This is a genomic window from Streptomyces sp. NPDC086549 (assembly GCF_044746205.1).
Classification (GTDB): domain Bacteria; phylum Actinomycetota; class Actinomycetes; order Streptomycetales; family Streptomycetaceae; genus Streptomyces.
This window is the reverse complement of sequence record NZ_JBIVBS010000005.1, coordinates 16,124-28,865: the sequence shown is the minus strand read 5'-3', so window position 1 is coordinate 28,865 and position 12,742 is coordinate 16,124. Positions and strand designations below refer to the sequence as shown.

Here is a 12,742-nt window from a genome sequence, read left to right as displayed (position 1 = left end):
CGGCGGCGTCCTCCACCAGTTCGAAGCCTCCACGCAGCGCACCTTGACCGGGTCAAGGTGCGCTTCACCCCAGTCGAGTGCGCTGGTCCCCAGCTGGTCCCCAAGAATGATCAAGGGGCCGTTTCAGATCTCCTCTGAAACGGCCCCTGACCTGCGACTTCGTAAAGTCGGGACGACAGGATTTGAACCTGCGACCCCTTGACCCCCAGTCAAGTGCGCTACCAAGCTGCGCCACGTCCCGGTGCGATGTCACGCGGTGTTCCGCGTGATCGCGCAGGTCAACCCTACCGCACGCGTACGGGTGCCGCTGCCGTCCGCTCCGCGACAGGGCCGGTGGCGCGGCCGGGGCGCCGGACCGGGACGAGGAGCGCGGCACCCGCGGCGGCGAGGCACAGCAGCGCCAGCAGGGTGAAGCCGTGGGTGTAGCCGGAGCCGTACGGCAGGCCGGAGGGCTGGATCCGGCCGGTGACCAGGACGCTGGTGAGCGCGGCGCCGATGGAGCCGCCGATGGTGCGGATGTTGGCGTTCATACCGGTGGCGGCGCCGGTCTGCTCGGGCGGGACACTGCCCACGACGAGGTTGGCCATGGAGGCGAAGGCGAGTCCGATGCCGAGGCCGAACACGCCCGCGACAAGAGCGATGTGCCACCGCTGGTCGTGCCACAGGGCAAGGAAGCCGAGGGCGAGCGCGCCGAGCGCGGCACCGGTGGTGAGCTGCGCCTTGGCGCCCATGACGGGTGCCAGCCGGCCTCCGAGCACACCGGCGAGGAACATCGCGACGAGCATCGGCAGCATGAGCAGTCCGGACTCGGTGACGCTCGCGCCGAAGCCGTAACCGGCGGAGCGGGGCGTCTGCAGGAACCCGGGCAGGAAGGACCAGATCGCGTACATGCCCGCACCGAACAGCAGGGCGGCGAGGTTGGTGGTCCACACCGCGGGCAGCCGCATCACGCGCAGGTCGATCAGCGGGGTGCGGGAGCGGGACTCGGCCGACAGCCACACGGCGAACAGCACCGCGGCAGCGGCGAACAGCCCGATCACCTTCACCGAGCCCCAGCCCCAGCGCCCCGCCTGACTGAGCGGCAGAAGCAGGGCCACGAGCCAGGCCGACAGCAGTACGGCGCCCAGCCAACTGACGCTCCCGCCCGCCCGGTTGGGCGACTCGGGAACATAGCGGACGGCGATCGCCACGGTCGCGGCGACGACGGCGACCGGGATCCAGAACAGCCAGCGGTAGTCGAGCGCGGAGACGATGGGGCCGGCGGCCACGATGCCGACGCCGCCGCCGGCCGCGATCACGGCGGACAGGTTGCTGATGCTGCGGCTCACCTCGCCCGGGGCGAACTCGTCCCGGATGATGCCGAAGGACAGCGGGAACAGGGCGCCGCCGACGCCCTGGACGACCCGGGCGACGATCAGGACACCGATGTTCGGCGCGAGCGCGGCGACCAGACAGCCGGCCAGCACGGTCAGCAGGACGGCGACAAGGGTGCGCTTCTTGCCGACGAGGTCGCCGACCCGGCCGAGGATCGGCGTGAAGACCGAGGCGGACAGCAGATACGCCGTCATCACCCAGGTCGCGGTGGACTGCGAGGTGTGCAGCGCGTGCTGGACGGTCGGCAGGGCCGGCGCGATCAGCGACTGCAGCATGGCGAACACGCCCGCACCGGTCGCGAGGACGGCGAAGGTGAGTCGGGTGGAGTTGCGGGGCATGAGGGAGCCTCTCCGGATCGGAGCGCGAAGAAGAAGGAAGAAGAATGAGGGTGACCGACGAATCGGAGGTGTCCGAGGAATCGGGGGTGTCCGAGGAATCGGGGGATCGCCGCACGGACACGTCTGCCCGCGGCGAATACACCCCGCACTGCTAAAGTGGAGGTACCCCTCCACCATAGCGGAGGGATACCTCCGGTTCAATCGACCCCGCCCGGGAGGCACCCGTGACGGCCCAGCCGCTCCCCGTCAGCGAGATCGTCGCGTCCCGGCGACCGCACCGTAAGGACGCCGCCCGCAACTACGACGCCCTGCTCGCGGCCGCGCGCGAGGCGTTCGCGGAGCACGGCGCGGAGGCCTCCCTGGAGGACATCGCCCGCCGCGCGGGCGTCGGCATCGGCACCCTGTACCGGAACTTTCCCACCCGCCGCGACCTCTTCGAGAGCGTCTACGCGGACGAGGTGAACGCCCTGTGCCAGGCTGCGGTGGAGGTCGCCGAGCTGCCGCCGTGGGAGGCGCTGACCACCTGGCTGAACCGGTTCACGGGCTACATGGTCACCAAGCGGGCCGTGCGGGAGGCCCTCGACGACGAGTCGGAGATCTTCCAGGCCTGCCGCGACTCGATGTACGGCGCCGGGGGCCCGCTGCTGGAGCGGGCACAGAAGGCGGGCGAGGCACGCGCCGACATGGACTTCGGCGACCTGGTGCGGATGGTCGCCGGCATCACGGCGACGTCCTTCGAGGACGACGCCCAGCGCGACCGCGTGCTGGCGATCGCGCTGGACGGCGTGCGCGTCGCCCGCTGAGGTCAGCCGACGGCGAGGTCGAGAGGGTGGTCCGGCGCCAGGGCGGCCGCGATGCGGTTGGTGATCGTCTGGGCCGTGTTGCCGCCGGGCGCCTTGGGGCCCACGGTCGTGGACACCGCGATGGCGAGCCGCTCGTCGGGCTGGTAGGCCTGCACCGCCGCGAAGCCGGCGAAGGACGGGTTCTGCAGGACCCAGCCGTTCTTGACGATGACGCCCACCCCGAAGTGGAAGGCCTCGGTCTGCTTCAGGCACACGGTGGCGGGGCAGCCCGCGGTCGGGGCGCCGAGCCCGGGGGTGCCGGGGTCGAGCTGCACCCGGTAGGAGTGCCGGGAGAGCAGCTCGCCCGATCCGATGCCCTGGGCCGAGCGTGCCAGGTCGCAGATGTCGGTGGTGAGGACGGCGCCGGGGGCGGTGGTCCAGGACGGGTTCCAGAAGGTGGACTCCTCGTAGGTGCCGCGTTCGGCGTCGTAGGCGTGCAGCACGGGCCGGGGGATCTCCGGGGTGAAGCTGTTGGAGGTCTCGCTCAGCCCCAGCGGGTCGAGGACGCGTTCGCGCAGCAGCCTGTCCATCGGGGTCCCGGTGATCTTCTCCAGGGCCTCGGCGAGGAGGACGAAGTTGGCGTGCGAATAGCTCCAGTCGGTGCCCGGCGCGTACCACAGGGAGTGACCGAGCGGGAAGGTGAGCAGCTCACTGGGGGTCCAGTGCCGGAAGGGGGCGGCGTAGAACTTCTTCACGAACGCCGGGTCGATGACGTAGTCGTGCAGGCCGGAGGTGGAGTCGCCGAGCATCCGCAGCGTGATCTCGTCACCGTGCGGCAGATCGGGAAACCAGCGGGAGACGGGGGCGTCGAGGCCCACCCGGCCCTCGTCGACGAGCTGCAGGAGCACGGTTCCGAGCTGGGCGAAGGCGACCGAACCGGCCCGGAAGTGCATGGCGGGCGTGGCCGGGACGCCGTCCATCGACTCACCGGCGGCGTCGGTGACCAGCTCGCGCCCGTCCACCGTGACCCGTACGAGTACGGCCTTGAGATCCAGCTCCCGACGGGCCTGCCGCACGATGTCCAGCACCTTCCGGGCCCGGTCGTCCGTGCTCTGCCCGCCGACCGCGCAGCCCCGGTCGGGGCGCCCGACGGCCGGCACCGCCGTCGTCTGCACGGCCACGGCGAGGAGGGCGGCGGCACACAGCGAGACGGCACGGACACCGGTCGAACGGGCCATGAGGCCCATGGTGGCACCGGCCTAATGGATGAGCGCGTTCGCGACCACCACGACCACTCCGAGCAGCGCGTCCACCGCGCCGGTGAGCACGGCCACCGGCCAGGTGCGCGCCGACCAGCGGGCGGTGACCAGCCCCAGGACGAACAGGATGAGGATGTTCAGGACGAACGCCGGATACTCGACCCCGTTCGCGGGCCACCAGCCCCACCCGGCCCCCGCGAGGATGAAGATCGTCGGGATCACGGCGGCGACCAGCGGCCACTCGTCGACCAGGGTCCGCAGGACGTCCCAGCCGCGGTGCGGGCCGCGCTCGGCAATGTAGTGGGCGTAGCCGTGCGCGAGGGCGGAGGCGAGCGCGGTCACCAGCAGCCAGAGGGCGTCGTAGCGGCGGTCGGCCTGGGAGGAGTGGCCGTACTGGGTGAGCGCGGCGACCATCGAGCTGGACAGTACGGCGCCGTAGACACCGCCGAAGAGGACGGCCTCGCGGGTGTCGTGGCCGCGGGGCTCGGCGGCCGCAGACGTGGAGTCAGCCATGCTCGTGAAGTCAGCCATGCTCCTCACGATCACCCGCTCGGGGCGGCGGCGCCACTCCGCCGTACCCCGACGAAGTGTCCTCCCACCAGGCCCGATGCCGCACACTCTGTCGACGGCGGCGGGGCGGATGATCTCGCTACGGTCGCCCCATGACGCACAGTTTCGCTCTCCACATCCCCGACGCCGAGCTCGAACCCGAGCCGCTCGACCCGGAGCAGATCGTCTCCGGGACGCCCGAGGTGACCGGAAAGGTGGTCTGGGAGTCGGAGGACGGCCGGCGGATCCGCGGGATCTGGCAGATCACCCCGGGCGTGGTCACCGACACCGAGGCGGACGAACTGTTCGTCGTGATCAGCGGCTCGGCGACGATCGAGGTCGAGGGCGGGCCGACGCTTCAGGTCGGGCCCGGGGACCTGGCCGTGCTGCGCGAGGGCGACCGTACGACGTGGACGGTGCACGAGACGCTGCGCAAGGCGTACGCGATCAACCTGTGAGGTCCGGGGGCGCCGCGGTGGTGCCCCTGATCTCCAGCGTCGGCGCGGCGAGGTGGACCCGGCCTGCTCCCCCGGGCGTCTCGAAGCGGTCGAGGAGGCAGCGGGCGGCGCGGCGGCCGACCTCGTGCGGGGCCGTGTCGACCGTCGTCAGCCAGACGTGGCGCAGGCGGGCGATGCTCGTGTTGTCGTAGCCGGTCACCGACACGTCCCGGGGCACCCGCAGCCCGAGTTCCTCGGCCGCCGAGAGCGCGCCGACGGAGGCGATGTCGTTGACGGCGAGGACGGCGGTGGGCCGGTCCGGGCGGCTCAGGAGCCGTACGGTCGTGCGGTAGCCGCCCTCCTCGGTCATGTCGCCGGCCTCGACCAGGGCCTGGGCGGCGAGCCCGTGCGCCCGCATCGTCGCCTCGAAGCTGCGCCGGCGCAGCTCGCCGACGGCGCCGTACCCCGCGATGTGCGCGATCCGGCGGTGGCCCAGCCCGATGAGGTGCTCGGTGACCAGGCGCGCTCCGCTCTCGTCGTCGCCCGCGACGATGTCCACCCCCGGCAGCGCCGGTTCCCGGGCGCCCGCGACGACGAGCGGCATCCGCTCGGCGATTGGGCCGAGGACGGCGGGATCGGGCAGGGTGCCGACCACGACCAGTCCGTCGACGCCCAGGTCCAGGAAGGGTCCGGTGAGGTCGTCGCCCGTGCGGCGGTTCAGCCGGGCGTCGGCGAGCAGCATGTGCAGACCGTTGTCGCGGAGCAGCGAGTTCAGGCCGTCGAGGAGGTCGACGAACCACGGGTTGCGCAGGTCGTTGAGGAGGACGCCTACGGTGCGGGTGCGCTGCTCGCTCAGGCTGCGCGCGGCCGCGTTCGGCCGGTAGCCGAGTTCTCGCACGGCCCGCAGCACGGCCTCCCGCTTCTCGGGGCGCACCTGTCCGGAGCCGCGCAGCACCAGCGAGACCAGCGACTTGGACACCCCGGCCCGCTCGGCCACGTCGCGGATCGTCGGCGGTCTCATGACGTGGACCGTTCCATGCGATGGGCGTTGTTGTCAAAGGGCTTCGAGGGGCTTGACAGCATGGAATCCGCCTCCCAGTGTGGCCTGGACAAGGAATGGACCGGTCCAAAGAAGGGCTGAGGGGCTGTCATGGTGGATGCGCTCGGTGTCGCCGTCGTCGGGTTCGGCTGGATGGGCCGGGTGCACACCCAGGCGTACGCCCGCGTTCCGCACCACTACCCGCGGCTCCCGCTGCGGCCCCGGCTGGTGACGGTGGCCGAGGAGGTGCCGGGCCGGGCCGAGGAGGCCGCGGCGCAGTTCGGGTTCGCCTCGACGACCCGCGACTGGCGCGAGGTGGCCGCGGATCCGCGTGTCCAGGCGGTCAGCATCACCGCACCGAACTTCCTGCACCGGGAGATCGGTGTCGCGATGGCCGAGGCCGGCAAGCACATCTGGATCGAGAAGCCGGTGGGCCTGACCGCCGGGGACGCCCGAGCCGTGGCCGAGGCGGTCACCAGGGCCGGGGTGCAGGGCGCGGTCGGCTTCAACTACCGCAACGCGCCCGCCGTGGAGGCCGCCCGCGACCTGATCGCCTCGGGTGACATCGGCACGGTGACGCATGTGCGGATCAGACTGTTCAGCGACTACGCGGCCCATCCCGACGGCGCCCTGACCTGGCGGTACGAGCGCGAGCGCGGCGGCAGCGGTGTGCTCGGCGACCTGGCCTCGCACGGCGTGGACCTGGCCCGTTTCCTGCTCGGCGACATCGCCTCGCTGACCGCGGACACCGCGGTCTTCGTGCCGGAGCGGGCCCGCCCGACGGGTGCCACCGCGGGCCACGCCCTCGCCTCGGGCGGCGAGCTCGGCCCGGTCGAGAACGAGGACTACGTCAACTGCCTGCTGCGTTTCGCCTCCGGTGCCCGCGGCGTCCTGGAGGCGTGCCGGGTCTCAGTGGGTGAGCAGAACAACTACGGCTTCGAGGTGCACGGCACCAAGGGCGCGGTCTTCTGGGACTTCCGCCGGATGAACGAGCTGGCGGTCAGCCGCGGTACGACCTACCAGGACCAGCCCGTCAGCACGGTGTACGTCGGCCCCGGCGACGGCGAGTTCGGGGCGTTCCAGCCGGGCGCGGCCAACGCCATGGGCTACGACGACCTGAAGGTCATCGAGGCGTACCGTTTCCTGCGCTCGGTCGCCGAGGGCCGGCCGTACGGCACGACCCTCGGCGACGCCGTACACAGCGCCGCCGTACTGGACGCCATGACCCGGTCCGCGCAGACCGGCGGATGGGTCAACGTGCCGACCCCGTAGGCATGTTGTACGGGGTGACCACCTGGATCGCCGACGGCAGGACCGGTCCCGCGGGCGGCAGCGCGCCATGGGCGCGCATCACCAGGTGGCAGGCCTCGCGCATGTCGTGGCGAAGGTCGTGGTGGAGCACGGCGGACAGGCGGTGCTCGCTCAGCAGCCGGGTGTTGTCGTGGTCGAGGTCGTGGGCCACGAAGACGGCGCAGTCGCGGCCCAGGTCCTCGAAGGCCCGCAGCGTGGCGATGTTGCCGCCGCCGATCGAGTACACCGCCCGTATCTCCGGGTCGCGTTCCAGGGCGGCCCGGACGAGGTCGTACTGGGTGGCGTCCAGGCCCTGCCCCTCGGCGATCTCGACGAGCGTGCGCTCGGGGTGGCGGGCCCGCATGGCGCTGCGGAAGCCCATCTCGCGCTCCTCCTCGTTGCGGAAGAAGCCGCTGCTGAGGCTGGTGAGGACATTGCCGGGGCGGCCGCCGAGCCACTGGCCCATGAGGTACGCGGCCGTGGCGCCCGCCGCCCGGTTGTCTATGCCGACGTACGCCAGCCGGGCGCTCGCGGGCAGGTCGGTGACCAGCGTCACGACGGGGATGCCCGCGGTGGCGAGCCGGCCGACGGCGGCGGTGACCTCGGGGACGTCCGGTGCCTTGAGGATCACGCCCTGCGAGCCCCGCCGGCTGATCCGGTCCAGGGTCGCGACCAGTTCCTGCACCGGCCCGGTCTCCCGGAAGTGGAAGCGGGAGCGCAGCACGGCCGGGTGCAGCGAGGGCAGTTCCGCCTCCAGGGCGGCGCGTACGGCCGTGGTGAACCGCTCCGGCGCCTGCATCACGATGTCGACCATGAAGGTACGGCCGACCAGCCGGACCTGGGTGCGCTGCCGGTCCAGGTCGGCGACGGCCCGGCGGACCTCCTCGGCGGTGCTCTCCCGCACGCCGCCCCTGCCGTTCAGCACACGGTCCACCGTGGCCTCGCTGAGGCCTGCCTGACGTGCGATCTCGCGAATCGGGAAGGGATGGCCCACGGGAACGCTCCTTGAGGGGTTTTTGATGGCTTCCTGCTGGTTGTTCGAGGTGTTTGTACTGACAAGAATGACAGGGCTCCGTCGCTCCCGTGACCGATGGTGCGTCGCCGCCGTGACCGAAAGGGCAACGAACCGATGGGACTTCTCGACCACAAGGTCGTCCTCGTCAACGGCGGCACCCAGGGGGTGGGCGCCGCCGTCGCGAGGGCCGCGGTGCGCGAGGGCGCGACCGTGGCCGTCACCGGGCGGCGTCCGGAGCCGGGCGAGGCACTGGTGGCCGAACTGACGGCTGCCGGGGGCAAGGCCCTGTACGTCCGGGCCGACCTGTCGGACGCCGGCCGGGCCAAGGCCTCCGTGGCCGCCGTGGTCGAGGCGTACGGGCGGATCGACTGCCTGGTGAACTCGGCGGGGCTGACCTCCCGCGGCACCCTGCTGGACACCACGCCCGAGCTGTTCGACGCGCACATCGCGATCAACCTCAAGGGCCCGTTCTTCGCGATGCAGGCGGCGGTGGCGGACATGGTGGCGCGCAAGTCGCCCGGCACGATCGTCAACATCATCACGTCCTCGGCACACGGCGGACAGCCGTTCCTCGCCCCGTACGTCGCCGCCAAGGCGGGCCTGATCGGCCTGACCCGCAACGCGGCGCACGCCCATCGCTGGGACCGGATCCGGATCAACGGCCTGAACATCGGCTGGACGGCGACCGAGGGCGAGGACGCGACGCAGCGGACCTTCCACGGCGCCGGGGACGACTGGCGCGAGCAGGCCGCGGCCCGGCTGCCGATGGGCAGGCTGGGCCGGCCGGACGAGATCGCCGACTTCGTGGTCCTCCTGCTGTCGGACCGGTCCGGGGTGGTCACCGGTTCGATCATCGACTGGGACCAGAACGTACTGGGCGGGCTGGACTGAACGGAACGAGCCCGAAGGGCGACCGGGGTCCGGGGCTGAGCCCCGGCAACGGACAGTAACCACACGCACAAGGAGCAGCGGAGCACATGCGTATCGGAATCCTCGGTCTCGGCCGCATCGGCGCCTTCCACGCCGAGACCCTCTCCGGACTCGGCGCCGTCGAGTCGCTCGTCGTCGCCGACCCGTTCGCGGAGGCCGCCAAGGCCGCCGCCGAACGCTTCGGTGCCGAGGTCGCGGACTCGCCGGAGGCCGTGCTGGCCGCCGGGGTGGACGGCGTGGTGGTCGCCGCCGCGACCGACGCCCACCCGGGGCTGCTCCTCGCCGCCGTCGAGGCCGGCATCCCCGTCTTCTGCGAGAAGCCCGTCGCCAGGACCATGAGCGAGGGCGTCGAGGTGCTGAAGGCCGTCGAGGGCAAGGACGTGCCGATCCAGATCGGCTACAACCGCCGCTTCGACGCGGGATTCGTCGCCGCGCGGGCCGCGGTGCGCGGCGGCGAGTTGGGCAAGCTGCACACGGTCCGCTCGACGACGCTGGACCCGGCGCCGCCCCCGGCCGCGTACGTGGCCGCGTCCGGCGGGATCTTCCGCGACTGCTCCGTCCACGACTTCGACATCATCCGCTGGGTGACCGGCCGCGAGGTGACCGAGGTGTACGCCGTGGGCGGCAACCGGGGCGCCGACTACATCAAGGAGGCGGGCGACGCAGACACCACCGGAGCGGTCCTCACCCTCGACGACGGCACGATCGCGGTGGTCTCCAACTCCCGCCACAACGCCCGGGGTTACGACGTCCGCATGGAACTGCACGGCTTCCAGGACTCCATCGCCGTCGGCCTGGAGGACAAGCTCCCGCTGCGCTCGGTCGAGCCCGGAGTGACCTTCCCGTCCGGCACCCCGCACGACTTCTTCATGGACCGCTTCACCGACGCCTACCGCGCCGAACTCACCGCGTTCACCGAGGTGGTCGCCGGCACCCGGCCGTCCCCCTGCACGGTCGCCGACGCCCTGGAGGCCGGCTGGATCGCGGAGGCCTGCACGCTGTCCCTGCACGAGCACCGACCGGTGACGATCGCCGAGGTCCGCAACGCCTGACCCACCAACCCCTGTGCGGGCACGGATCCCCTGTGCCCGCACCCGCCCCCTTCGCCCCGGGGAGTACCGGTATCGCTACACCACTCTGAGCTGCAGGAGTACTTTCCGCCTGCCTGAGACTCACAGACCGTAACGGATCGCGACCTCGTCGGGGTCGTACGCGTCCCGCGCGGGATCGCGCGGCGTGGCCTGCCGCTCCTCCACCATGTCCTCCAGCCGGACCCGCTCCGGCAGGGCGCCGAACCGGGCCCGGCGCAGCGTGGCCTCGGCCTCCCCCTCGGCCTCGGCCACGGCCAGGGCCACCGGCTCGTCCCGGTGCTCCTCGTGCTCCATGCTGTCCTCCCCGGTTGCGGTGCTCACAGTCCCTGTCATCCCTTGAACGTTCTCACCGCGCCGCCGGTTCCGCCGGCAGGTTGAAGACATGGTCCGGGGAGACGATCGTCGTGATCGCGTCGCCGAGCACGGTGCTGGGCTCCTGGCCCTTGTAGTTGATGTCGGTGTTGAGGAGCACGACCAGGGTCGCCCGGGCCGACGGGAGGTAGATGGTCAGGGACTCGTAGCCGGGCAGGGAGCCGTTGTGCCCGATCCAGCCCTGGACGTCGAAGATGCCGAGGCCGTACCCGGCGCCCGGGATGGGGGTCGCGGGCGTGGTGAGCCGCTGCCTCTGGATGGCGGGGCTGATCAGGTAACCGCCGTGGGGAAGCCGGCCCGTGGCCACCGTGGGTGCCCAGACGCGCAGGTCCTGAAGGTTGGAGATCATCGCGCCGGCCGCCCAGCCCCAGGAGGGGTTCCAGTCGGCCGAGTCCTCCACCTTGCCGGTCGCCGTCTGGTCGGTGTAGCCCTGCGCGTGCGGCTCGGGGAACTCGTTGCCGGCCGGGAAGAGCGTGTGGCCGAGGCCCACCAGGTCGAGGACGTGGCGCTGGATGTAGTCCGCGAGCGGCATGCCGCTCGCCTTCTCGACGACCAGGCCGAGCAGGATCAGGTTGGTGTTGGAGTAGTCGAACTTCTCGCCCGGCGGGAACAGCACGGGGTGCCTGAAGGCGTAGTCGAGCAGTTGCTGCGGGGTGAACGGCCGCTGCGGATCGGACGTCAGCGCCTTGAAGAAGTCGTCGTCCTCGGAGTAGTTGAAGAGCCCGCTGCGCATGCCGGCCAGCTGGCGCAGAGTGATCCTGTCCCCGTTCGGTACGCCGCTGACGTACTTGTCGATCGTGTCGTCCAGGCCCACCCTGCCCTGGTCGGCCAGTTCGAGCAGCGCCGTCACCGTGAACGTCTTGGTCTCGCTGCCGATCCGCATGTACAGGTCGGGGGACATCATCCGGCCGGTGCTCTTGTCGGCGACGCCGAAGGACCGCACGTACTGCCCCTTGTCGGGCGTCCACAGGCCGACGGTCACTCCGGGGATGTCCGCCTCCCGCATGATCCGCTGCACGGTCGCGTCGAGTTGCCGCTGCACGGCGGGCGTGAGTGCGCGGACCTCGTCGCCGGACGGCGAGGGCGAGGGGGGATCGGCGGCCACCGGGGCCGAAGGGGGCAGGGTCACGGCGGTTCCGCCCGCGGCCGGCACCATCAGCATCCCCGCCGCGGTGACGACAACGGCCCCCCTGCGCAGTCGTGTCGAGGAGTGCGACATGGGCTCAACTCCCAGGTGAGGACGCGTGCCCTGCACCCAGCATAGGAGTGCCCGCGCGCCGTCGCCTCTCGGCGACGGCGGCCCGCAGGTACTCCTGTCCGACAACGCGACGGTGCGGCAGCGCTCCGTCACGGGCGCCTGTTCACGCCCCGCACGACCTCAGGAACTGCCGTGTGCGCACCGCGATGGGCAGCGGCCTGTCCGGCTCGCACGGGTACATGTCCTGCTCGACGATCGCGAACAGATCGACACCGAGTTTCTGGGCCGCTTCCAGGACGGGCCCCAACTCCGGCACGCCGGAAGGTGGTTCGCACATCACACCGCGCTGGACGGCCGGGCCGAACGGTACCTCGTTCGCGACGACGTCGGCGAGGATCTGCGGATCCACCTGCTTGAGGTGCAGGTAGCCGATGCGTTCGCCGTACGTCTCGATCAGTTTGACGCTGTCGCCGCCGCAGTACGCGTAATGACCGGTGTCCAGGCAGAGGTTGACCAGCTCGGAGTCGGTCGAGTCGAGGAAGCGCTCGACGTGCGCCTCGGTGTCGATGTGCGTGTCGGCGTGCGGGTGCACGACGATGTCGAGGCCGTACGTCTCCTTCACCTCGTGGCCGAGCCGTTCCATGCCCTTGGTGAGGTGGGCCCACTGCTCGCCGGTCAGCTCCGGCGGCTCCAGGATCTCGGCGGTCTTGTCGTCCCGCCAGAAGGAGGGGATCACCACCAGGTGCTTGGCGTCCATCGCCCGGGTGAGCGCGGCTACCTGGCTGACGTGCTCCCAGGTGGCGTCCCAGACGGAGGGGCCGCGGTGCAGGCCGGTGAAGACCGTGCCGGCCGACACCTTCAGGTTCCGCCTGTCCACCTCGTCTGTGAGCCGGGCCGGGTCGGTCGGCAGATAGCCGTACGGGCCCAGCTCGATCCACGAGTAACCTGCCTCGGCCACCTCGTCCAGGAACCGTTCCCAGGACACCTGCCCGGGATCGTCCGGGAACCAGACGCCCCAGGAGTCGGGGGCCGATCCCACCCGGATGCGGTCGAGGGCGTTCGCCATGG

General features: G+C 71.5%; 13 protein-coding genes and 1 tRNA gene. 5 read left to right on the top strand and 9 right to left on the bottom strand.

What is annotated here, in order from left to right:
- Positions 1–167: 167 nt before the first annotated feature.
- Positions 168–241 (bottom strand) — tRNA-Pro (locus ACIPSA_RS18085).
- Between the two features lie 43 nt (positions 242–284).
- Positions 285–1,712, bottom strand: a complete 1,428-nt coding sequence (locus ACIPSA_RS18080) for an MFS transporter (protein WP_402635557.1) — start codon at positions 1,710–1,712, stop codon at positions 285–287.
- A gap of 224 nt (positions 1,713–1,936) precedes the next feature.
- Here ACIPSA_RS18080 and ACIPSA_RS18075 point away from each other — a divergent pair, with 224 nt between their 5' ends.
- Positions 1,937–2,515 (top strand): TetR/AcrR family transcriptional regulator, encoded by a 579-nt coding sequence (locus ACIPSA_RS18075; protein ID WP_402635554.1) that lies wholly within the window; start codon positions 1,937–1,939, stop codon positions 2,513–2,515.
- 2 nt (positions 2,516–2,517) lie between these two features.
- Here the strand turns inward: ACIPSA_RS18075 and ACIPSA_RS18070 are convergent, their stop codons facing one another.
- Together ACIPSA_RS18070 and ACIPSA_RS18065 are read right to left on the bottom strand one after the other, a co-directional pair.
- Positions 2,518–3,732, bottom strand: coding sequence for a serine hydrolase domain-containing protein (locus ACIPSA_RS18070; protein ID WP_402635551.1), 1,215 nt, complete (start codon positions 3,730–3,732; stop codon positions 2,518–2,520).
- Between the two features lie 21 nt (positions 3,733–3,753).
- Positions 3,754–4,266, bottom strand: coding sequence for a hypothetical protein (locus ACIPSA_RS18065; RefSeq protein WP_402636657.1), 513 nt, complete (start codon positions 4,264–4,266; stop codon positions 3,754–3,756).
- 149 nt (positions 4,267–4,415) lie between these two features.
- On the opposite strand from ACIPSA_RS18065, the gene ACIPSA_RS18060 reads away from it, so the two are divergent.
- Complete coding sequence (locus ACIPSA_RS18060) at positions 4,416–4,760, top strand: cupin domain-containing protein (protein ID WP_402635548.1); 345 nt, start codon at positions 4,416–4,418, stop codon at positions 4,758–4,760.
- Here the strand turns inward: ACIPSA_RS18060 and ACIPSA_RS18055 are convergent.
- Positions 4,750–5,760 carry a LacI family DNA-binding transcriptional regulator gene (locus tag ACIPSA_RS18055; protein WP_402635545.1) on the bottom strand — a complete coding sequence of 337 codons (1,011 nt, stop codon included), beginning with the start codon at positions 5,758–5,760 and terminating at the stop codon, positions 4,750–4,752. The two genes, ACIPSA_RS18060 and ACIPSA_RS18055, sit on opposite strands and share 11 nt — an antisense overlap.
- A 129-nt stretch (positions 5,761–5,889) precedes the next feature.
- Here ACIPSA_RS18055 and ACIPSA_RS18050 point away from each other — a divergent pair, with 129 nt between their 5' ends.
- On the top strand, positions 5,890–7,050 hold the full coding sequence (locus ACIPSA_RS18050; RefSeq protein ID WP_402635542.1) for a Gfo/Idh/MocA family protein: 1,161 nt from the start codon (positions 5,890–5,892) through the stop codon (positions 7,048–7,050).
- On the opposite strand, the gene ACIPSA_RS18045 is transcribed toward ACIPSA_RS18050, so the two are convergent.
- The gene (locus ACIPSA_RS18045; RefSeq protein ID WP_402635539.1) at positions 7,031–8,062 is read right to left on the bottom strand and encodes a LacI family DNA-binding transcriptional regulator; all 1,032 of its coding nucleotides are present in this window, start codon (positions 8,060–8,062) and stop codon (positions 7,031–7,033) included. The genes ACIPSA_RS18050 and ACIPSA_RS18045 overlap by 20 nt on opposite strands.
- A gap of 135 nt (positions 8,063–8,197) precedes the next feature.
- Here ACIPSA_RS18045 and ACIPSA_RS18040 point away from each other — a divergent pair, with 135 nt between their 5' ends.
- Positions 8,198–8,974, top strand: a complete 777-nt coding sequence (locus tag ACIPSA_RS18040) for an SDR family oxidoreductase (protein WP_402635536.1) — start codon at positions 8,198–8,200, stop codon at positions 8,972–8,974.
- An 86-nt stretch (positions 8,975–9,060) separates the two neighbouring features.
- A complete protein-coding gene (locus tag ACIPSA_RS18035; RefSeq protein ID WP_402635533.1) occupies positions 9,061–10,065 on the top strand; it encodes a Gfo/Idh/MocA family oxidoreductase in 1,005 nt (334 codons plus the stop codon).
- A gap of 120 nt (positions 10,066–10,185) precedes the next feature.
- Here ACIPSA_RS18035 and ACIPSA_RS18030 read toward each other — a convergent pair whose 3' ends face one another.
- From ACIPSA_RS18030 to ACIPSA_RS18020, 3 genes are all read right to left on the bottom strand, one after another.
- Positions 10,186–10,398, bottom strand: coding sequence for a hypothetical protein (locus ACIPSA_RS18030; protein WP_402636654.1), 213 nt, complete (start codon positions 10,396–10,398; stop codon positions 10,186–10,188).
- 52 nt (positions 10,399–10,450) lie between these two features.
- Entirely contained in the window at positions 10,451–11,695 is a 1,245-nt protein-coding gene (locus tag ACIPSA_RS18025) for a serine hydrolase domain-containing protein (protein ID WP_402635530.1), read from the bottom strand.
- A gap of 142 nt (positions 11,696–11,837) precedes the next feature.
- Positions 11,838–12,740, bottom strand: a complete 903-nt coding sequence (locus ACIPSA_RS18020) for a sugar phosphate isomerase/epimerase family protein (protein WP_402635527.1) — start codon at positions 12,738–12,740, stop codon at positions 11,838–11,840.
- Between the last annotated feature and the right edge of the window lie 2 nt (positions 12,741–12,742).